The organism is Actinocorallia aurantiaca, from assembly GCF_039533685.1.
GTDB lineage: Bacteria > Actinomycetota > Actinomycetes > Streptosporangiales > Streptosporangiaceae > Actinocorallia > Actinocorallia aurantiaca.
The window spans coordinates 482,131-501,400 of sequence record NZ_BAAATZ010000006.1; the positions used below are offsets into that span (position 1 = coordinate 482,131).

General features: G+C 69.2%; 20 protein-coding genes and 1 pseudogene. 7 read left to right on the forward strand and 14 right to left on the reverse strand.

What is annotated here, in order from left to right; genetic code table 11:
• Window positions 1–209: pseudogene (locus ABD327_RS09275) on the forward strand (polymorphic toxin-type HINT domain-containing protein); the annotation flags it as partial.
• Window positions 206–514 (forward strand): MafI2 family immunity protein, encoded by a 309-nt coding sequence (locus ABD327_RS09280; protein WP_344449831.1) that lies wholly within the window; start codon window positions 206–208, stop codon window positions 512–514. The pseudogene ABD327_RS09275 and the gene ABD327_RS09280, both read left to right, overlap by 4 nt.
• Before the next feature lie 81 nt (window positions 515–595).
• Here the strand turns inward: ABD327_RS09280 and ABD327_RS09285 are convergent, their stop codons facing one another.
• The 14 genes from ABD327_RS09285 to ABD327_RS09350 all read right to left on the reverse strand — a co-directional run bounded on the left by ABD327_RS09285 (window position 596) and on the right by ABD327_RS09350 (window position 14,597).
• Window positions 596–1,513 carry a hypothetical protein gene (locus tag ABD327_RS09285; protein WP_344449832.1) on the reverse strand — a complete coding sequence of 306 codons (918 nt, stop codon included), beginning with the start codon at window positions 1,511–1,513 and terminating at the stop codon, window positions 596–598.
• Window positions 1,510–2,703, reverse strand: a complete 1,194-nt coding sequence (locus ABD327_RS09290; RefSeq protein ID WP_344449833.1) for a hypothetical protein — start codon at window positions 2,701–2,703, stop codon at window positions 1,510–1,512. Before ABD327_RS09290 ends, ABD327_RS09285 begins: the two co-directional genes overlap by 4 nt.
• Window positions 2,704–2,799: 96 nt before the next feature.
• Window positions 2,800–4,167 (reverse strand): OmpA family protein, encoded by a 1,368-nt coding sequence (locus ABD327_RS09295; protein ID WP_344449834.1) that lies wholly within the window; start codon window positions 4,165–4,167, stop codon window positions 2,800–2,802.
• Between the two features lie 280 nt (window positions 4,168–4,447).
• Window positions 4,448–4,672 carry a hypothetical protein gene (locus ABD327_RS09300; protein WP_344449835.1) on the reverse strand — a complete coding sequence of 75 codons (225 nt, stop codon included), beginning with the start codon at window positions 4,670–4,672 and terminating at the stop codon, window positions 4,448–4,450.
• A gap of 135 nt (window positions 4,673–4,807) precedes the next feature.
• Window positions 4,808–5,500 (reverse strand): response regulator, encoded by a 693-nt coding sequence (locus ABD327_RS09305; protein WP_344449836.1) that lies wholly within the window; start codon window positions 5,498–5,500, stop codon window positions 4,808–4,810.
• Window positions 5,501–6,709 carry a sensor histidine kinase gene (locus tag ABD327_RS09310; protein WP_344449837.1) on the reverse strand — a complete coding sequence of 403 codons (1,209 nt, stop codon included), beginning with the start codon at window positions 6,707–6,709 and terminating at the stop codon, window positions 5,501–5,503.
• Window positions 6,693–7,580, reverse strand: a complete 888-nt coding sequence (locus ABD327_RS09315; protein ID WP_344449838.1) for a type II secretion system F family protein — start codon at window positions 7,578–7,580, stop codon at window positions 6,693–6,695. The genes ABD327_RS09310 and ABD327_RS09315 overlap by 17 nt, the downstream gene beginning before the upstream one ends.
• Before the next feature lie 9 nt (window positions 7,581–7,589).
• Entirely contained in the window at window positions 7,590–8,516 is a 927-nt protein-coding gene (locus ABD327_RS09320; RefSeq protein ID WP_344449839.1) for a type II secretion system F family protein, read from the reverse strand.
• A complete protein-coding gene (locus ABD327_RS09325; protein ID WP_344449840.1) occupies window positions 8,513–9,829 on the reverse strand; it encodes a TadA family conjugal transfer-associated ATPase in 1,317 nt (438 codons plus the stop codon). Before ABD327_RS09325 ends, ABD327_RS09320 begins: the two co-directional genes overlap by 4 nt.
• 3 nt (window positions 9,830–9,832) lie before the next feature.
• Window positions 9,833–10,180, reverse strand: coding sequence for a TadE/TadG family type IV pilus assembly protein (locus tag ABD327_RS09330; protein ID WP_344449841.1), 348 nt, complete (start codon window positions 10,178–10,180; stop codon window positions 9,833–9,835).
• Window positions 10,180–11,787: a CpaE/TadZ family protein gene (locus ABD327_RS09335; RefSeq protein WP_344450111.1), complete on the reverse strand. Its 1,608-nt coding sequence runs from the start codon at window positions 11,785–11,787 to the stop codon at window positions 10,180–10,182. The genes ABD327_RS09330 and ABD327_RS09335 overlap by 1 nt, the downstream gene beginning before the upstream one ends.
• Window positions 11,787–12,479: a Flp pilus assembly protein CpaB gene (gene cpaB, locus ABD327_RS09340; protein WP_344449842.1), complete on the reverse strand. Its 693-nt coding sequence runs from the start codon at window positions 12,477–12,479 to the stop codon at window positions 11,787–11,789. The genes ABD327_RS09335 and cpaB overlap by 1 nt, the downstream gene beginning before the upstream one ends.
• Before the next feature lie 32 nt (window positions 12,480–12,511).
• A complete protein-coding gene (locus ABD327_RS09345) occupies window positions 12,512–13,648 on the reverse strand; it encodes a hypothetical protein (RefSeq protein ID WP_344449843.1) in 1,137 nt (378 codons plus the stop codon).
• A 403-nt stretch (window positions 13,649–14,051) separates the two neighbouring features.
• Window positions 14,052–14,597: a helix-turn-helix domain-containing protein gene (locus ABD327_RS09350; RefSeq protein ID WP_344449844.1), complete on the reverse strand. Its 546-nt coding sequence runs from the start codon at window positions 14,595–14,597 to the stop codon at window positions 14,052–14,054.
• Between the two features lie 114 nt (window positions 14,598–14,711).
• Here ABD327_RS09350 and ABD327_RS09355 point away from each other — a divergent pair, with 114 nt between their 5' ends.
• From ABD327_RS09355 to ABD327_RS09375, 5 genes are all read left to right on the forward strand, one after another.
• Entirely contained in the window at window positions 14,712–15,926 is a 1,215-nt protein-coding gene (locus ABD327_RS09355) for a benzoate/H(+) symporter BenE family transporter (protein WP_344449845.1), read from the forward strand.
• An 87-nt stretch (window positions 15,927–16,013) separates the two neighbouring features.
• Window positions 16,014–17,453 carry a polymorphic toxin-type HINT domain-containing protein gene (locus ABD327_RS09360; protein WP_344449846.1) on the forward strand — a complete coding sequence of 480 codons (1,440 nt, stop codon included), beginning with the start codon at window positions 16,014–16,016 and terminating at the stop codon, window positions 17,451–17,453.
• Window positions 17,437–17,805, forward strand: a complete 369-nt coding sequence (locus ABD327_RS09365; protein WP_344449847.1) for a hypothetical protein — start codon at window positions 17,437–17,439, stop codon at window positions 17,803–17,805. The genes ABD327_RS09360 and ABD327_RS09365 overlap by 17 nt, the downstream gene beginning before the upstream one ends.
• 39 nt (window positions 17,806–17,844) lie before the next feature.
• The gene (locus ABD327_RS09370) at window positions 17,845–18,390 is read left to right on the forward strand and encodes a hypothetical protein (protein WP_344449848.1); all 546 of its coding nucleotides are present in this window, start codon (window positions 17,845–17,847) and stop codon (window positions 18,388–18,390) included.
• Between the two features lie 121 nt (window positions 18,391–18,511).
• Complete coding sequence (locus tag ABD327_RS09375; protein ID WP_344449849.1) at window positions 18,512–19,207, forward strand: DNA alkylation repair protein; 696 nt, start codon at window positions 18,512–18,514, stop codon at window positions 19,205–19,207.
• Window positions 19,208–19,270 lie beyond the last annotated feature (63 nt).

Below are 19,270 nucleotides of genomic sequence, written 5' to 3' on the forward strand. Positions count from 1 at the left end.
AGTCCGTACTCGATGCGTACCATAACGGTCAGGCGCAGATCATGGGGATAACCAAGAACGGGCACATTCAAATCCGAGTCACGTCCGTCACGGGTTTCGACAACAACCCGCGAGCAGGCCGGAACGGCGTACCCACGAACATTTTCATGATCAAGGGAACGAAGAGTCCGAGCGTGGTGCCGATGAATCCCCAGGCGAGTCCGCCGTGACCGGCCCGGAAGCGCTGCGGCGCGAGAACGCCATCGTCCTGGACGCGGTTCAGGCGCTGCTCGGCTTGATCTCTTCGGACGTCATCGCCGTGGCGGTCCTCGTCGAGACGCATCGCGTCGAACTGTCCTTCTGGGTTCGCCGCCGCACGCAAGAGCTCGAGGAGGACATCGACCAGGCGATCTTCGAACTGGATTCCCTCTTCTCCGAAGAACACCCGCTGATCGAGTCCAACGTCCATGAGGGACATCCGGATCCGAAGATGCTCGGCTCCTACGGTCGGATGATCTACTGGGCGAAGCAGTAGGCCTCCCGGCCGGGTGGGTCGCGGGTGACGGGCACACCCGGTGCGCTCGAGCGGCTGGGGCGGACCGAGCCGACGGGCGCGTCAGGTCTCGTGGGGGACGCCGGGCAGGGAGCCTTCCAGGAGAAGGCGCTGGAGGTGGCTGCTCATGTAGGCCTGCTGGTAGGTGCCGTCCAGCAGGCCCACCGCGCGGGCCTCGTCCTCGTCGATCTCGCGCAGTTCGCCAGAAGGGGTCTCCGCGGCTCCGAACTCTCCGACGGAGACACCGGGGAAGGCCAGGTCCGTGCCGTGGTAGATCTCAGGTTCGGCCGGGAACAGGGCGAGCAGGTGCTCGTCCCGGGCGACCACCGGCCAGTCCCCGGAGGTGATGAGCAGGTCGTCGGTGTAGAAGACGGCTCCCGGCGTCAGCGGGGGTTTCGGACGGGGGACGCGGGACGCGCCTTCGAGGAAGCCCAGAGCCAGGCCGAACTGGTTGCGGGCGACGAGCACTGCGAACCGGAACAATCCGTTCTTCGCGGGGATAGCCACGATGTCTCCGGGCTTGCCGCCGGGCTTGCCCTTGGGGTGCTCGACGGCGAGGCCGGACACCGTGCGCGGGTCGAGGTCGGCCAGGGGCGTCTCTGCGGAATGCAGGACCTGGAGCAGCAGCGGGCCCAGGAACTCGTAGGAGGAGTGCTTCCCTCCCGCGGGCGCGAAGTGCTCCGTCAGGAAGCTGACGAGCGAGGACGCCTCCGCGAACGTGTTGTCGTTCAGTTCGGCCGTGCGAGAATCCGCCGGAGGGGTGTACCGGCGGCCGCGTGCGAGCTCCGCCTTGAACCGGACGGGGAGCCGTGCCCCTTCGACGAGTTCGCTGTCGAACGGGACCGCTTGAGCGATGATCTCGAGCAGTTCCCCGAGCGCCGGTTCACCGCCGAGCTCCTCGGTGAATCCCTCGGTCACCCGGGACAGCAGTTCCACGGCCGTCCGCAGCGTCTCCTCGTCGAGGGCGGGTTCCGCGCTCACGGGCATCCTCCCTTGATGCGCTGCTCGTACGCCTCGTATTCGCTGAGCTTAGCCGGGTCCAGGGGGTTCTGCCGGTTGCCTCGGTAGTTGTCCCCGTCCCTGCCGATGATGGTCCCGTGCTGCTCGGCGAGCCGCTGTTCCATGAGCCGCGACTCCCCGTAGGTCCTGGTCCCAGGCGTCACCCGCATGGTGTCGCCGTTGGAGGGGTCGAACCGGTTGTGGTTGTTTCCGTGCCGGTTCTGCACCCCGGCGGGCGTGTCGTTGGGGCCGAACATGCCGGTGTAGTAGACCTTGCCGTTCTTGTCGACGAGCACGTAGTTCCGGTAGCCGGGCCGGTTCAGGTGCTTGAACCGGTCGTCCGCCGAGACGGGCACGAGGACCGGTGTGCCGACCGCCACCAGGCGTTGGAAGTGCGGGCCGGCTGGGGTGCGATCGTGGACGCGCACCACGGTCAACGTGGGCGCTCTCAAACCCGGTAGGAGGCTGTTGGGCGCGCTGACGGGGCAGATGCCCTTGTCCTTGAGTTTGTTCTCGGCCGCGTCGAGGGCGTCGTCGGCCTTCTTCTTGCGGGCCTTGGCGTCGGAGACCTTGTCCCAGAGCTCTTTGAGCCTCTTGGCGAGCTTGACCGCTCCGGGGATCTTCTTGAGGACCTTGAGGACCTTGCCCCAGGGCACGAGCCCGGCCAGGGCACTGATGCAGGCGACGATGTCGCCCTTGGACAGGCAGTCCTCGATGTCGGTGATACCGACGACGTCCTTGAGCAGGTCCAGGATCTCCTGCTTGACGTCCTCGGATTCGTCACCGAGATCGTCGAGCGCCTGGTCTGCGTCCCCGGCTTCCTGCTTGGCGTCGTTGTAGGCCTGGACGTCCGGGTCGTCGGGATCGAGCGCCGGGTCGGCAGGATCGGTGTCGGGGGGGCGGCCTTCGGTGGTCGGGTCGGGCAGCGCGGGGTCGTCCTCGGCGTCCGGGCCGTCGACGGCCGCCGGGGGCTGCTCTTCGGGGCAGTCACGCGCGTCGGTGCCGCTGAAGAGCTGGCAGATCGCGGCGGCGGTGCTGGTCTTGACCCTCTCGGGAAGCGCCACCACGGTGAAGACCGCGGCCAGCGCCGCGACGAGGATGAGGACCGCGCCGTACTCGACGGCTGACGCGCCCCCGTCACGGCGCGGCCCCGAACATCTCTTGCGGCCCAATGGAAGCCTTTCCCGAGAAGCAGCGAAATGCCGCTTCAAGGGAACATGCGTCCGGAATATCCAGACAGGGCCCGCAGACCCAACGTGGGGCCCGGATCAGCCGATCTTCAGGCCGGGGATGGTGTGGCTGCTGGAGTAGAAGGGGATCTGGACGTCGATGGCGGTCACGTCCTCGGGAAGCTTGTAGAGGCCGGAATAGACCGCCTGCTCACCCGGGTCCAGGATGTAGTTGCCGGATATGAGGCCGTGGAAGCACAGACAGACGTCTTCGTCGTCCCGCAGCGGGCCGTAGCGGACCTTTGCGGCAGGGTCGACGAGCATCACTCCACCGGTGCCGCCGCCCTCGTACCGGCTGGTGAGGTGCTCTTTGAAATCGATGGAGAGGTTCATCTCCTCGGTGCCCTTGTTGGTGACGGTCCATACCAGGCTGACCGATCCGGTGGAGTCCCGATGAAGGGCGTTGATGTCGTACTGGAGGTTTTCGACCCGCTTCGCCACGTCACCGGCCCCGGCTTCGGCTCTGGGGCGCAGTGTTCCGATGACAGGGAGGGAGTCCGACCAGGTGAAGGCTCCGCTCCCGGACGCCGCCGGCGGAGCGGACGGACGAGTCGGAGTGGGACGGGTGAAGCTGACGGCGACCCGCCGGTTGAGGCGGCGACCTTCCTCGGCCTCGTTCGATGCGACCGGATCATCTTCTCCGTGCCCTTCGGCCCGGAATGTCACGCCTGAACGGGTGACCAGCCCTTTGAGCGCGTTCACCACGGACTCCGCACGCCGTTCAGACAGATCCTTGTTGTGTCGATTCGTCCCCGTGTTGTCGGTGTAGCCGTCGACCTCGACCGCCTCATCGGAGGAGGCGTCGATCTCCTTCGCCACCCCCTTGAGGATCCGTTGCGCCTCCGGGCCGAGGTTCGCCTTGTCTATCTCGAAGAGCACGTCCGCCGAGATCCGGATCCTCCGGTTCTCCCCCTCCTCGTCAGTCGACTGTTCGAGCCCCTCGGCGTTGTTCAGCAAGGAGCGGATGGTCGGCGCGGCCAGTTCCGCGGTACTCGGATCCACGGTCAGGGTGGGAACCGGAGCCACCTGGCCCGCAGCCAGTTCCACATCGTGGAACGGCGTCGTGCGCGGAGCCCAGATCGTCACTCTCGCCACCTCTTCCGGCGGAGCCGGGTACACCGCGTGCAGATCCAGGGAGCCGCCTGCCGGAAGCTCCCGCGGAACCGTGGTGCACAAGCACTCACCCGTGGTGGTGCGCAACGGGAAGTAGAGCTTGTTCCCCACGACGTCGACCAGCGCGATCCCTCCGATGTCGTACTCGCCGGAACTCTGGTACTCCAGGGCCCTGCGGAAGTGGCGGCCCGTCTCGGTCTCGGTCGTCAACCGCAGGTGCGCGGCGACTCTTCCTCCGTCCGTCCTGCCGAGTGAGAGCAACTCCAGACGCGCCGGGCCGCTCGCCAACTCCACCCGCTGGACCTGGAGGGGCTTGATTCCCCCTGTGCCCTGAGCGTCGGTTCCCCGCGTGCTCTGAGCATCGGAGGCGCGAGGCTCGGTTCCGGTTTCCCCGGCATCGCTGCACCCGGCTGCGAGAAGGGCGGTCACCGCGCCGACGGCGACACCGCGACGCGCTGCGCTCCTGAGCGACAGAACTCTCTTCATCACCATTTCCTCACAGCAAAAATGGTGGTGGATTCACTTTCATGAATCCACCACCACATGTTCTGGACGAACAGGATTTCCGCCGTCGTCAGTCTCCCGCGGAGAACACGTCGTCGAGCGCGTCCTCCACTTTCTCTTTCAGCGTGTCGATGATGTCCGTGTCGAGCAGCGCCACGATCAGGGCGCCGGCCAGGACCAGCAGCGCCGCGTACTCCACGACGCCGGCACCGCGGTCCTCCGGGTTCTGAAGACGCTCGACCCGGTCCTGGACGAAGGTCCGCAGGGTCACGTACAAGGGAATCAGCGGGTTCATTTCTCTCCTCCAGAGGTGTCCACCACGGGTTCGCTCTGCAGGAGACGTTAAAGAGAGAAATTGCTCCGGGACAGGGCCCGCAGACCCAACTCCGGGGGCCCAGAAAACGTTGGGCCCCCACCATGGGAGAACAACTCACGGCGTGTTCTCCCATTGGTCGATGGTGCCCAGCCAGGTGGCGATCGCCGCTCCCCGGGAGACGACTCCGAGCTTGGCGTAGATCCGGTTGATGTGGTTCTTGACGGTCTTCTCCGACAGGAACAGCCGACCCGCGATCTCTCCGTTGGACCGTCCCTGCGCCACCAGGTTGATGACGTCGATCTCACGGGCCGACAACCCGTACTCCTCGCGGCTCCGGCGGCCCTGCGGCGGAACGGGCTCGGACCTGACACGCTCCGGCAGCGGGACGGGCTCGGACCTGACCAGGCCCACCAGGGCGGAGACGGCGGGCGGGGAGAGCGGGTTCCCCCCGTCCAGCGCCGTCTGGACGGCGTCGGCGAGTTCCTGTGCGCTGAACTCGCCGTGGACGAGGTAACCGGACGCCCCGTTGTTCAGGGCGCCGCGAATCACGTCCGGGTCCCTGGTGTAGGTCAGCATGATGACCCGGCTGGTCCGGCTGATGCTCTCGCACGCGGAGACCCCGTCCAGCAGCGGCATCTGCACGTCCAGCAGGACCAGGTCCGGGCGGAGCCGCTCGACGAGCCCGATCGCGGTCTCACCGTCCCCGGCCTCGCCGACCACGGTCACTCCGGAGGCTTCGAGCAGCGATACGAGGCCTGACCGTACGACCAGGTTGTCATCGACGACTACCACTCTGGGTGCGCTCATCTAGCCCGCCTTTCTCAACGCGGCTTCGTGGGAGAGCGGGAACCAGGCCGCCACGGTCGTTCCGAGGCCCGGCCGTCCCCTGACCTCGAGGCGGCCGTTCACCCGTTCCGCTCTCTCGTGCAGTCCGATCAGCCCGTAGTGCCCTCCCCGCGCGAGTTCGCGAGGTTCCACCAGGGTGAATCCCACTCCGTCGTCCTCGACGGTCAGAACGACCTCCGCCTCTTCGCGCTCGAGCCGAATGGAGACCCGTCCGGCCCGCGCATGACGGGCGGTGTTCGTCAGCGTTTCGTTCAGGATCGAATGCAGCTCGTGCCTGGTCAGCGGTTCGAGTTCCACCGTCGCGTCGAGCACGCACTCGACTTCGACACCGTGCTCGGCACCCCAGTTCTCAGCCGATTCCCGGACGACCTCCGCCAGCGGTCGGGAGAGCCGTCCGTCCCGGAGCTCCACGAGGAGTTCCCGGGCCTCTCGTGAGGCGATCTCGACCGCCGCCACCACCTGTTCGGCTTCGACCACCGCCCGTTGGACGTCCCGCTTCACCCACAGCGGCAGCGCCGCGGCCCGCAGCGCCACGCCCCGCAGCGTCTTGGCGAGCGAATCATGCATCTCCCGGGCCAGTCTCGTCCGCTCGGACCAGGCCGCCGCGTTCACCTCGGCGGCCCGCCGGGCCTTCTCCTGCCGCGCCTGGTCGTCCAGCAAGCGGCGCATCGCCACCCCGCAGAAACCCAGCAGCAGGTAGTACGACGGTTGTCCCACGATCGTCTGAAAGGTGATCTTCTCTGTTTCGGTGCTCCAGAGGATCAGGTAGTAGCAGCAGATCTCGGACAGGCACATGAGGACCATGCCGGGCCAGCGGTACAGCAGTCCCGCGACCGCGGCGTTCACCAGGGTGAACAGGAAGAACGGCCCTTCCAGGCCGCTGACCCCCAGCACCGCGAAGGAGACCACCATGTCCACCCATGCGAGCACCGGGTAGGCCAGCGCCCACGGCACCAGCACGTCCCAGTAACGGGCGGTCAGCCAGGAGAGCAGGGCGACGCAGGCGACCAGCGACAGGGTCCCCGCCCTCAGGTCCTCGACCGACAGGAACAGTACGGAGATCGCCACCAGCAGCAGCCGCACCTGCATGAGCAGCCGGACCATCGTGCCCAGTCTGGAGGTCAGGGCGTCACGGGCCAGCCTGATCCTGTCCTCAGCCGAAGAGACCACCGAGGTCCAATCCCGAACTGAAGAACAACGACCCGACGATCACCAGCATCATCGCCGGCAGGGTCAGCGCGGTGGTCGCGGCCGTGATCCTGGGGGTCATCCGCTGCGCCCGGCGCCGGGCCCACTGCGCCGACTCCCGGCGCATGTCGGCCGCGATGTCCATGAGCGCGGTGCTCAGCGGTGCGCCGAGCTCCTCGGCCTGCAGCAGCGCGGTGACGAATTGCCCGATGGCCTGTGAGTTGTTGCGCGTACGCAGGTCCTCGAAGGCATCCCGGCGTGGAGTGCCCAGTTCCATCTGGCGCAGGGCGATGCGGAACTCCTCCGCCAAGGCGCCGGGCATGCTCTCCACCACCCTGGCGAGAGCCGTCCGGAAGCTCAGCCCCGCCGTCACGGTCACGGCCAGAACGTCGAGGAAGTCGGGCAGCGCCTGTTCGATCTCGGCCTTGCGGCTCTGGGCTCGCCCGTACAGCAGGAACTCGTTCTGGAACATGGCGACCAGGGTCGCGATCGCGATCGACATCTTGCCCTGGAGGAACATCAGCACGCTGAGCCCTCCGAACAAGACGATCATTCCCGCCGTCTGCCGGGCATACGACTCCACGGTCATCCCGCCGGGGCGTCCTGCGGCGTCGATGCGCCGCCGGATGCGGGTGCGCCAGGGTGCCAGCAGTTCCAGCATCGGCCCGGTGAAGGGCCTGCCGACCACGTCGGCGATGCGGTTGAGAATGAAGACACCCTCGCTCTTGGGCTTGGGCGGGGCCTGGGGCAGCGAGCTCGGCACCACCCGGTCGCCGCCGGTGTAGAGCGCGAATCCCCGCAAGGCGATCAGGGTCAGGAGCGCGGAGGCCAGTGAGATCCCGAGTATGAACATGGCTCCCGCTCAGATGTCGATCCGCGTGATGCGGCGGATGATCAGGATGGAGGAGACGAACAGGACCGCCGCCACGCCGAGCAGCACCTGGCCGATCGTGCTCTCGCTCATCGAGCGCAGTGCCCCGGGCTGCATGAGGTTGACCAGCACGAGCGAGCCCAGCCCCATCGCACCGATCGCCCAGTTGCCGACCACCGCCTCACCCATGATCGTCTTGACCTCCCGCCGGACCTCCTTGCGGTCCTCGAGGGTGTCGGCGATGGTCCGCAGCGCCGTCACCAGCGAACCGCCGGCGCGGGCCGAGACCACGAGCGTCGACACCAGCACGGCCAGCTCCCGTGACGGCAGCCGCTCCCCGAGGTCCCGCAGGGCCTCCTCCACCGGCTGGCCGAGCTTCAGGGCGTCCGCCGTGCGTTGCAGCTCCGCTCCGGCGGGGTCGGCGAGTTCGCCCGCGGCGATCTCGACGGCCGTACGCAGCACCAGCCCCGCGTTCGTCGCGTTGGACAGTACGCGTGCCAGTTCGGGAAGCTGGGCGATGAACTCTTCCTTGCGTCTTTCTTCCTGACGACTCAGGTAGCTGAAGAACAACGCGATCACGACCGCCGCGGCCGCGATCCCGAATAGCGGCGCGATCCAGGAACCGATGAACACGACGGTGACCACGACCCCTGCCGCCATCAGGGACAAGAACACCGAGATGGGGATCCGCACCCCCGCCGCGGCGAGCCGCCGCCCGACGTAACGTCCCAGTTCGACGCGGCGTATGTGGGTGTCCAGGCGGCCCCACAACCCGTCGATCCTTCGTTCGTCGCCGATGAGTGAACGGCTTGCGAGCAGACGCCGACGCTGCTGCCAGCCTTCGTTCAGTTCCCGGAGGGCGAAGACGGCGACCAGCAGCGTCACGGCGAGAGCGACGAGAATGGTCTGGGGGCTCATGACCCGCCCCCTGACGATTCGATGCCGAAGGATCCCGGGACGCTCTCCCCGGCCGCCAGCAGCCGGTCGGCCACGAGCCCGGGCAGCCGGTGGTGGCGGAACACCCCGCGCACCACCCGATCAGGCGAAATCGGCTCGCTTTCGAATTCCATGGCCGTTTTCAGCGCGAACTTCTCCGTGCGCCGTGCCGACACCACCGCGACCTCTCCGATCCGCCGGAAGCCGTCCGGACCCCGCACCAGATGAACTATGACGTCGATCGCGTTGTTGATCTGGTCACGGATCGCCTCATAGGGGAGTTTGACGTCGCTCATGCTCGCCAGCGTCTGCAGCCGGTACACCGCGTCCTCGGCGCTGTTGGCGTGAACGGTCACCAGCGACCCGTCGTGTCCGGTGTTCATCGCCTGGATCATGTCGAGGGTCTCGCCACCACGGACCTCACCGACGATGATGCGGTCCGGTCGCATGCGCAGCGCGTTGCGGACCAGGTCGCGGATGGTGATCTGGCCCTTGCCCTCGATGTTGGCGGGCCGGGACTCCAAGGGGATGACGTGTTCCTGCTTGAGTTGGAGTTCGGCGGAGTCCTCGATGGTGACGATGCGTTCGTGGCCGGGGACGAACGCCGACAGCGCGTTCAGCATCGTCGTCTTGCCGGTGCCGGTGCCGCCGGAGATGACGAGGTTCATGCGGGCGCGGACGAACGAGGCGAGCAGCAGTGCCGTCGCGGTGTCCATCGCGCCGCCCTCGGTGAGCTCCTCGATGGTGTAGGCGCGGGGGAAGCGCCGGATGGTGAGGATCGGCCCGGCCAGGGACAGCGGCGGGATGATGACGTTGACGCGCTCCCCGGTGGGGAGGCGGGCGTCGACCATCGGGCTGGACTCGTCGACCCGGCGGTTGACCAGGGCGACGATGCGGTCGATGGTCTGGTAGAGCTGATCGACGCTGGTGAAGGTGGTGTCGATGCGCTGCACCTGCCCGGCGCGCTCCACGAAGATGTGGTCGGGGCCGTTCACCATGATCTCGGTGATGCTCTCGTCGGCCAGTAGCGGTTCCAGCACGCCCAGGCCGAGCGCCTCGTCGACGACGCGGCGGATCAGCGCGGCGCGTTCGCCCGCCGACAGCACGGGACCCTCGCGGGCGATGAGGTGGCCGCTGACCTTCTCCAGCCTGGCCCGGCGCTGGGCCATGGTGAGGGAGGCGAGCTCGTCGAGGTTGATCTCCTCCAGGAGCCGCTGCCGCCAGTGCGCGACCCCGGCGCGGCTGACGCGTTCGTCTGCCTGCCGGTCGTCTTCAAGTCTGTCCTTGAGTGCCATCGGCTACCCCATCGGCATGGTGACAGTGCGTTCAACGGTGAATTCGAGCGGGACACCGGGCCACAGCAGCGGCACCTCGGCTTTCACCGAGCACTCCACGCCCCCGTCCGCTGCGGCTGCGGTGACGACCTTGCCGTTCAGCCAGTCCGGCATCGCCCCGTGAGCCGCAGGGACGCAGGCGGCGACGGTGTGCGTCTGGGAGGCGGTACGCGCTCCCGTGCGCACGGCGTTCTCCACGCGCTCGACGCTCAGCGACGCCATCAGCGCCTCGAACAGGGTGAGCAGGAGCAGCGCGGTGATCGGGAACATGCCCGCATACTCGACGGCCGCCGCTCCCCTGTCGCGGTTCATCAGTCCCCCTCCGGGACGATCTTCGCTTCGGCCGTGACGTCGAATCCGGTGCGGAGGCCGGGCAGCAGGAACGGGGTGTCGATGGCGACCTTCGCGTACCCGCCTTCGACCTTCAGGGTGAGGTGGTCCTCATTGCCCCAGCGGCCGGAGATGCGTGCGACGGTGCGCTCGCGGACCTCGGCCTGGCTCGCGGGATCGTCGTAGCCGAGCACGGCGACGGCACGGGCCGCCTCGTTGACGGCGTGCGAGGCGTACATGGAGGTGAGGCCGGTGACGATCGCCTGGGCGACGAGCAGGCCCAGCAGGCAGAGCAGCGGGATGATGCCGGCGAATTCGGTGATGACGGCGCCGCTGTCCTTCTTCCCGGACTTACCGGACTTACCGGTTCTGGCGAGCTCGCCGGCCTCATCGTCCTCGTCCTTGCGCTTCTCCAGCAGCCCCGTCTCCCGCGTGAGCGACCCCACCGCCTTGCGGAACGCCGCGTCCTTCACGTCCAGCGGGACACCCGTGTTCGCGGCCTCCTCCAGCCCGCGGAACGCGGCGGGAAGCGTGGTGTCCAGGAGGGTCAGCCCGAGCATCTTGCGGGCCAGGTCCGGCTGGATCTCGTTGCGCTTGTCGTGCCGGTTCAGCACGGCGACGACGTCCTCCTCCTTGCGGATGTTCAGGCGTCGCCACATCTTCGTCAGGCGCTTGGCGGAGCGGATCGCCGGGAGGTCCGGCGTCACCGCGACGACGACGGTGTCCGCGAGCTCCACGGCGGTGGCGGTGCCGTCCGTGACGTGGGAGCCGCAGTCGACGATCACCACGTCGTACCGGGACCGCAGGGCGGCGAGGATCTGCCGTGCCGCGCGGGCCGTGACGTCCTCCGACAGCTCTCCCTGCTCGGGGGCGAGCAGCAGGTGCGGTCCGTCCTTGTGGACGAACAGGGCCTCGGAGAGGATCGCGCCGTCCAGGTCGTCGGCGGCCCGGACGAGGTCGGCGATACTCCGCCGGTGCTGCACGTCCAGGTAGGTGGGGACGTCGCCCTTCTGCAGGTCCATGTCGACGAGGCAGACGCTGCGCTTGCCGTAGGCGACGGCGATCGCCAGGTGGACGGCGAGGGTCGTCGAGCCCGTCCCGCCCTTGGCCCCGCAGACCGACAGCATCGTGCCGAGCCGTCCCGGCATCGGGCTGTTGTAGGACGAGTCGAAGTGCCGCCGCATCGTCCGCGACCACTCGCCCGCCGTCTGCAGCCGGTTCTGCAGCTCCGCCAGCGTCGGGTCGTCGGAGATGACGCCGCGGGCGCCCACCCCCATCGCGGCGGCGTAGACCTCGGCGGTCGCCTCGTCCGCGATGAGGACGACGGCCAGCTGCGGGTAGCGGACGCCCAGCTCCCGGATGGCGTCGAAGGCCGGCAGCGGGCCGAGGTTCTGGTGCAGCAGCACCACGTCCAGGTCCGGCAGCGTCTCCACCGCGCCGATGAGGGCGTCGGAGTGCGCCTCGACGCCGACGAGCTGCAGGTCCGGCAGCTCCTGGAACTGGGCGGCGAGCCGGGCCGCGAGCTCCCGGTCCTCGGCGCCCAGCAGGATGCGCAGTTCGCCGCTCGTGCTCCCCGCCGGAGTGCCCATCACTTGGCCGCCGTCGCGTCGCAGACCTGGCCGGTCGGCGGGGCCTGGCCGTCCTGGCCGCCGACCAGCGCCAGCCTGACCTTGGTGGCGAAGCTCTCGGCGTAGGTGAGCTTGAGGCTGTCGGTGCTGCTCAGCGCGAAGGTGATCGGCACGACCTCGCTGACCTTGGCGTTGCGGTCGTCGCGCTGCTCGGTCTGCTGCCCGATCTGGATGACCTTGGCCGCCCTGATGATGCGGATGGCGCAGGCCTTGTTGCTCTGGCCCGCGGGGAAGGTGGCGTAGATGTCGACGATCGAGCCGGGATCGACCTTGCCGGCGACGCCCGTCTCGGCGTCGATGAGGATCGCGATCTCCCGCTGGCCCGGCTGCAGGAGCGGCGCGGGCATCACCATGCCCTGCTGGAGGTGGGCGCCCGCGGGCAGGTCCGTCGCGGCGACCTGCCCCGCCAGCTGCCCCGGATCGCTGATCATCGTCTTGGGCGTCCACTTGCGCGGCACCATGACCGGCTGGAACATGTCGCCGGTCAGCGTGGTGTAGGCGGGAACGGCCTGCTTGAGCTGCAGCACCTCGATCTTGGCCCCGACCTCGGCGCGGACCCGGCCGAGGTATCCGGCCACCATGAAGAAGACCACGACGGCGCCGACCACCGCGACGGCCATGAGCAGGACGCCTCTTCGCTGGCGGGGGTTCATGAGGGAGCTCCTGGGGGGTGTGGAGGGCGGCTCTAACGGCTGGGGATCTCCGGCCGCGGCGGCGCGGCCGACGCCCCGAAGGACGGCGGGCGCGCCGGGGCCGGGGGCGGCAGCGGCTCGGGCCTGGTCACCTCGGCGGACGGTGTCCGCGGCTCGGACGGGTAGGGGTTCGGGGTCGCCTGCTTCGGCCCGGGCGGAAGCGGGGGCGGAGGTCCGGGAGGAAGCGGGGGCGCGGGCCGGTGCACGGGCTGGGGTACGGGCACGGCCTCGCGGACGGCGGCCGTCGCCGTCTCGATGGTCGTCCACAGGTCGGGCAGGTCGGGCTGGGGGACGACGGTGCCGGGGGGCTGGGCGCAGCCGCAGAACGCGCAGACCGGGAGGCCGGTCTGCTCCCCGCACCACGGGCAGGGGCGGCAGGACATGCCCCGGATGAGGATCTGCATGGCCTGGGGGTGGCCGGACCAGACGACGAACTCGGTGAACTTCGGCGTGCCCCAGTAGGCGGCGCTCGCCGGCTGCGGCGGCGTCAGCGAGACGGACTGGGCGGCGAGGGAGACGCGGAGCCGGTCGTTGATCCAGGCGGCGTCGCCCTGCTGGTCGGCGACGAGCATCATCGCCGGGTCCGCGAGCCGTCCGGGCCAGGCGGAGAGCGGGTCGTCCTCGGTGACGCGCCGCACGTCCTGCGCGGGTGAGGCCGTCACCAGGAATCCGGCGCGCGGCAGGTAGGAGCGCATGTGCTGGCGCAGCCCGGTCTTGACGTGCGCGAGCTTGGCGACGCTGGAGACCCAGGCCCCGGCGGCCACGGCCCGGGAGAGCCGCGGGAGCAGGCTGGTGAGGACGCCGGGCTCCACGTGCGGGGCCAGGTGGGCGCACTGGTCGGCGACGAACGACAGTGCCAGCGGGGGCAGCGACACCTCGCCGAAGGCCAGCCGCCTGGCGTCCAGGAGTTTGCGCGCCATCCGCAGGACGGGGAGGTCGGCCTGCTCGCGCCAGGACGGGTAGAGCGCCAGCACCGCCCTTCCCCCGTCGAGCATCGGGGCGAGGCGTTCGGCGAGCTCGTGGGCGGCGGCGGGGCCCGTCCCCGGTCCGGTCGGGGGCATCCGGGCCGCCATGGCCGCGCCCCGCAGCCCGACGGTCGGGAAATCGCCCAGGAGGACCACAGACGTCACCCCCGCACCTCCGCTCAGCATTCCACCCCAATTGACGCCTAAGTCGGTTTCAGCGCGAGAGTAACGGACCATAACGAACTCTGACAAAGGAATCAGAGACCCCTCCGGAGCCCCTTGCCATCTGCTTAATAATTCAAGCAAGTTCCCGGCCGGAAAGGCCCAGAAGACAGCGACGGGCGGCCCGCAGGTGTCACACGTCCCGTGCTGAACTGGGATTATTCGCGGCCCTACCAGAAGACGGCGCGGCAGAAAAGGGCCCCGAGGCCCCGCTCCCCCGTCCTGTTCCGGCCACCGGTCGGCCATTACCACGAGATCGTGACGCCGCTGGATATTCAGGTCAGAACATCACGGAGAAAGAAGAGTCAAGGCCCCGTACGTCCGGATACGGCCACGGTGACCCTTCTCACGCACGCGGATGGCGGATGAGAAGCGCCGCGTGCACTTCCTCGCTCGTCTCCGTCGCATAGAGGTGCGGGACGTCCGAGCGCCAGGACGCGTGGGAGCCGGCGGGGATGACCACGGGCGCGTCCAGCGGGCCCACCCTGGCGGCGCCGGCGAACACCGTCAGGTGCTCGGTGACCCCTTCGGGATGCGCCGGGGAGACCTGGCGGCGCCCGGGGCGGATGCGCAGCCGGTACAGCTCGGTGACGTACTCCCGGTCTTCGAACGCCTCCAGCAGCTGCCCGGAGACGGCCTCGCCGTGGAAGACGGCCTCGGGGGGGCGGATTCCCGGATCCGTGAGGATGGCGGCCAGCGGGACGTTCAGCTGGGCCGTGATCGCGTAGAGGGTCTCGACGGTGGGGTTGCGGGTGCCCGACTCCAGTGCGGAGAGCGTGGCCTTGCCGACGGACGCGCGGTGCGCCAGCTCCGAGAGGGAGAGCCCCCGGGCCTTGCGGAGTTCGCGGATACGCCGCCCGATCTCGGCTGCGAGGCTGGGTCCGTCGGTCATGGGCCCAAGCATGCCGGATGCGCACTGTTCCGTTTACGGAACAGTGCGCCCTACACTCAGTGTTCCGTAAACGGAACACTCGGGCTCCCTCCGACCCGCGAGGCGGTGGCACACGTGAGACTCCAACCGGTACTCGCCGGAATCGTGCTGGTGATCGTCGGCTTCGCCAGCACCTTCGCCGTCGTGCTCTCCGGGCTGCGCGCGATCGGCGCGGACGAGCGGCAGGCGGCGTCCGGGCTGCTCATCCTGTCGGTGACGATGGGGCTGAGCTCGATCTTCCTGGGACTGCGGTACCGGATGCCGATCAGCATCGCCTGGTCCACTCCCGGCGCCGCGCTCCTGGCGTCCGGCGTCGGCCAGGACATCACCTACCGGGCGGGCTTGGGGGCCTTCGCCGTCACCGGAGTGCTCCTCGCGCTCACCGGGCTGTCCGCGCGGCTCGCCCGGCTGATCGCCGCGATCCCCGTCCCGCTGGCGTCGGCGATGCTCGCGGGCGTCCTGCTGCCCCTGTGCCTCGCGCCGGTGAAGGCCGTCGCCGAACTCCCCCGGGCCGCCGTACCCGTCGTCCTGACCTGGCTGGTCCTAGGCCGCTTCGCCCGCACCAGGATGTGGGCGGTGCCCGCCGCGCTGGCCGTCGCCCTCGCCTCCGTCTGGCTGACCCGGCCCGCCGACGCGCCGGCCTTCTCCAGCCCCCTGCCGGCCCTCGACTTCGAGTGGCCCACGCTGTCGTTCGGCGCGCTCATCGGCATCGCCCTCCCCCTGTACATCGTGACGATGGCGTCCCAGAACATCCCCGGCATGGGCGTGCTGGCCGCCAACGGCTACCGCCCCGACCTGCGCCCCGTCCTGACGACGACCGGCGCCGCCACCGTCCTGGGAGCGCCGTTCGGCGGCCACGTCGTCAACCTCGCCGCCATCACCGCCCAGCTCGCCGCCGGCCCCGAAGCACACCCCGACCGCGACCGCCGCTGGATCGCCTCCGTCACCGGCGGCGTCGTCTACCTCCTCCTCGCCCCCGTCTCGGGCCTCGCCGTCTCCTTCGTCGCCACCGCCCCGCCCCTCCTCATCGGATCCGTCGCGGGCCTGGCCCTCTTCGCCGCCCTCGCGTCCTCCCTCCACGCCGCCGTCCAGGACCCCGAAGCCCGCGAAGCCGCCGTCATCACCCTCGTCGTCTCCGCCTCCGGCATCACCGCCCTGGGAATCGGCGCCCCCTTCTGGGGCCTCCTGGCCGGCCTGGCCTACCACCGCCTCACCACGCGCCCCCGGCCGCGTCCGGTACCCGAAGCGCAAGAAACCGACGAAGAACCCTCGGCGACGCCCCGCCCCTGACGCCGCTCTGGGTCCCTGGGCCCTTCTCCTCCAGCGCCTCCCTTCGGTTGTCTTAGACGGTTCCACCGCCTTCCAGGGAGGTCGTCCGTGAGCCGCAGACGACGTACGGGTCTACGCCGTGACGGCGGCGCCTCAGCCGTCGAGTACGGTGCGATCCTCATCCTCGTCGCGGCACTCGCAGCGGTCTTCGCGGTCGTGGCGCTCCCCGAAAGGGTCAAGACGAACACGGCTGCGGCCATCTGCCAGCTCTTCAGCGGCAACGACGCCCGCGACTGCCCCGACGAACAGCCTCCGGTGGCCGCCGACGACCCGCCGGGTGAGAACGACCCGACCGGAGACGACCCCGCCGGGGACGACCCTGCGCTACCCGACCCCGACCCCCAGGGCCAGCCACCCGCCGCCGCGCCCGCCAACCCGGCGCTCGATCCCAACGACCCGGACGTCAAGACCTACAACGACGCCAAACAGGAAGCCGACGCCGCGAACCAGGCGCTCGACGACCTCGGCGACGAATCCGACAAGGTCAAACAAGAGATCCTCGACCTCCTCAAGGACCTCGTCGGTATCACCGACATCGAGGACTGCCTGTCCAAAGGCGACATCGTCGCCTGCATCAGCGCCCTCGCCGGACTCGTCCCCTGGGGCAAGGTCTTCAAAATCCTCAAGAAGATCCCCGGCGCCGTCAAACTCGCCAAACGCCTCAAAGAACTCTGGGACAAGGTCTCCGACGCCAAAGCCCGCAAGAAGAAGGCCGACGACGCCCTCGACGCCGCCAAGAAGAAACTCGACGACAAGGGAGTCTGCAAACTCCCCAGCAGCTTCCTGCCCGGCACCCGGATACTGCTGGCCGACGGCACCTCGAAACCCATCGAACACATCCGGATCGGCGACCTCGTCTGGGCCACCGACCCCGCCCACGGCGTCTCCGGGCCACGGCCCGTCACCCGCCTCATCACCAGCCACGGCACCAAACACCTGGTCGCCCTCTCCACCGGGTTCCTCGGCCGTTTCAGCCCCGCTCTCACCGCCACCGCGAACCATCCCTTCTGGGCGTCCGGGGCCCGCGACTGGCGGAACGCGGCGGAGCTCGCCCCCGGCGCATCCCTCCGTACGCCCTCCGGCCGGACCGTCTTGGCGGGCGCACGGCCGCACACGGCGGTCGCGCGCGTCCACAACCTCACCGTCGCCGACCTGCACACCTACTATGCGCTCGCAGGCGGCACCCCGGTCCTCGTCCACAATGCCGGGGGATGCTGGCGCGACCGCTTCGACGCCCTCCCGGACGGCCGCCAGGCGGGCAGCGTGAAGATCGTCAAGGACGCGAAGGAACTCCGCTCCCTGTTCGATAACCTGGCCGAAGGCGCGGAACGGCTCCCCGCCCGCGGGCCGAAGATCCCTGAGGTCTACAAGCTCGAAGACGGCACGGTCGTCCAGTGGAGGACCGCTTCGCAGTCCGGCGGAGAGACCATCGACATCTTCCCGCCCGGCGGAAAACCGTTGAAGGTGCATATTGACGGCGGAAATTGAGTCGATCATCGACACCCTGCTGCGCGAGGGGCTGGACGACTGGCTCCCCGTCGACACCCTTCTGTGGCATGTCCGAGAAGCCTTCCCTGCGCCGCCGGACCGTTTCAAGAACCTCGTCCCCGCCGTGCTCCACCGCCTCCTTGCCGACCGCCTCATGATGGTCGGAGACCTCGGGGAAAGCGGCTTCGAGCCCTGGGAGGGAACGCCCGAGAAGACGGTCGAGCGCGTCATCGCGGGCCTTGAGACACTGGGCTGGGAGCCTCTCGGCGGCTTCTGCTGGCTCGCCGACACTCCGCAGGGCGCTCAACGGGCCTCCGGACCCGAACCTCGCTTCAAGCCTCCGGCGGCCTGACCCTTCGCCTTCGACACGAGAACCCGGCATTCGGATTCCATGAGCATTTACGGCGAACTGCCCTCACTCGATCTGCGGCGGCTCGTGGCCGCTCTCCTCACGGAGCCCCCGTCCGTCGAACCACCGCCCCGCGGATACCAATTGGGCGTCGTCCAGCTCCTTTCCAGGGCCCTCGCCGAGGAGTGCACGACGCTCCGGCCCGGCGAATGGCCGGAATGCGCCGAGGCGTTCGCACACGCACTCCGGGCAGCCGAAGAAAGCGGGGACTTTCCCCACCGGGAGTCCGTGATACGGCGACTCAACATGACCGCGCTCCTCCTTCGAGCAGTACCCCCTTCCGCCGAAGTGGACCTGCTGAATCCCCGCCACGCCCTGGACCTGCTCTTTCACGAACTCCCCCTTCCCCTGGAACAAGCCAGGGAGTCGGCCCCCCGCTGGCGCACCCTGGAAAGACCGGAGATGCTCCGCCTCCGCATCGCCAAGAACATGCTGAAACCCCTGCTCGAGTTCCGGAAGGTCTCCCCCGGCGGCCTCCCCGATCCGCGTCTCGACGCCTGGGAGGCCGTCTTCCCCCTGCTGCCCTGACCTGGCGGCGAACCCGCCGACCCGGCCGGAGGACATGGTGGCCGCAGACCGTCCGCGAGGCGTGGCCGCGGATCGGGGAGGCCACCGGGGGCGACCGTGTGCTGCGCTATCGTCCCGGTGCATGACGGATGCCCCTCTCGAGCGGTTGCGGGCCGAGTTGCGGGAGCTGGCCGAGCCTCGGGTGCGCGCCCAGCAGGAGAGGGTGCTCGCTCCCGCCGATGACGACGAGCTGCTCGGCGTACGGGTCCCGGTGTTGCGCGGGCTCGCCCGGACCTACCGGGATCTGACGCTGGACGACGTGGACTCGCTGCTGCGCGGCAGGGTCCACGAGGAGCGTTTCGCGGGGCTGCTGGTCCTGGCCGAGCAGGTGCGTACGGCGCGCGGTGCCGACCGCGAGGCGCTGGTGGACTTCTACCTGGCGCGCACCGGCTCTGTGGACAATTGGGACCTGGTGGACGGCTCCGCGCCGGTCGTGCTGGGGCCGTGGCTGCTGGAGTCGGATTCGCACGTCCTGGACCGGCTCGCCGGTTCGGCCTCCCTGTGGGAGCGGCGGATCGCCGTGGTCGCCACGCTGACGCTGATCCGCGCCGGCCGCTACGAGCCGACGTTCGAGCTGGTGCTCGCGCTGCGCCGGGATCCGGAGCCGCTGATCCACAAAGCCCTGGGGTGGATGCTGCGGGAGATCAGCCGCCACGACGAGAAGGCGCTGGTGGACTTCCTCGACCGGCATGCCCCCGGACTGCCGAGGATCACCGTCCGGCACGCGACCGAGCGGCTGGCCCCGGACGAACGGGCGCGGTTCGTCAAGCGTCGCTGAGGGTGCCCCCGCGTCGTTGACAGAAACGGAGAAGTGTCCGGAGGGAGGAAAATTCTCCGGTGC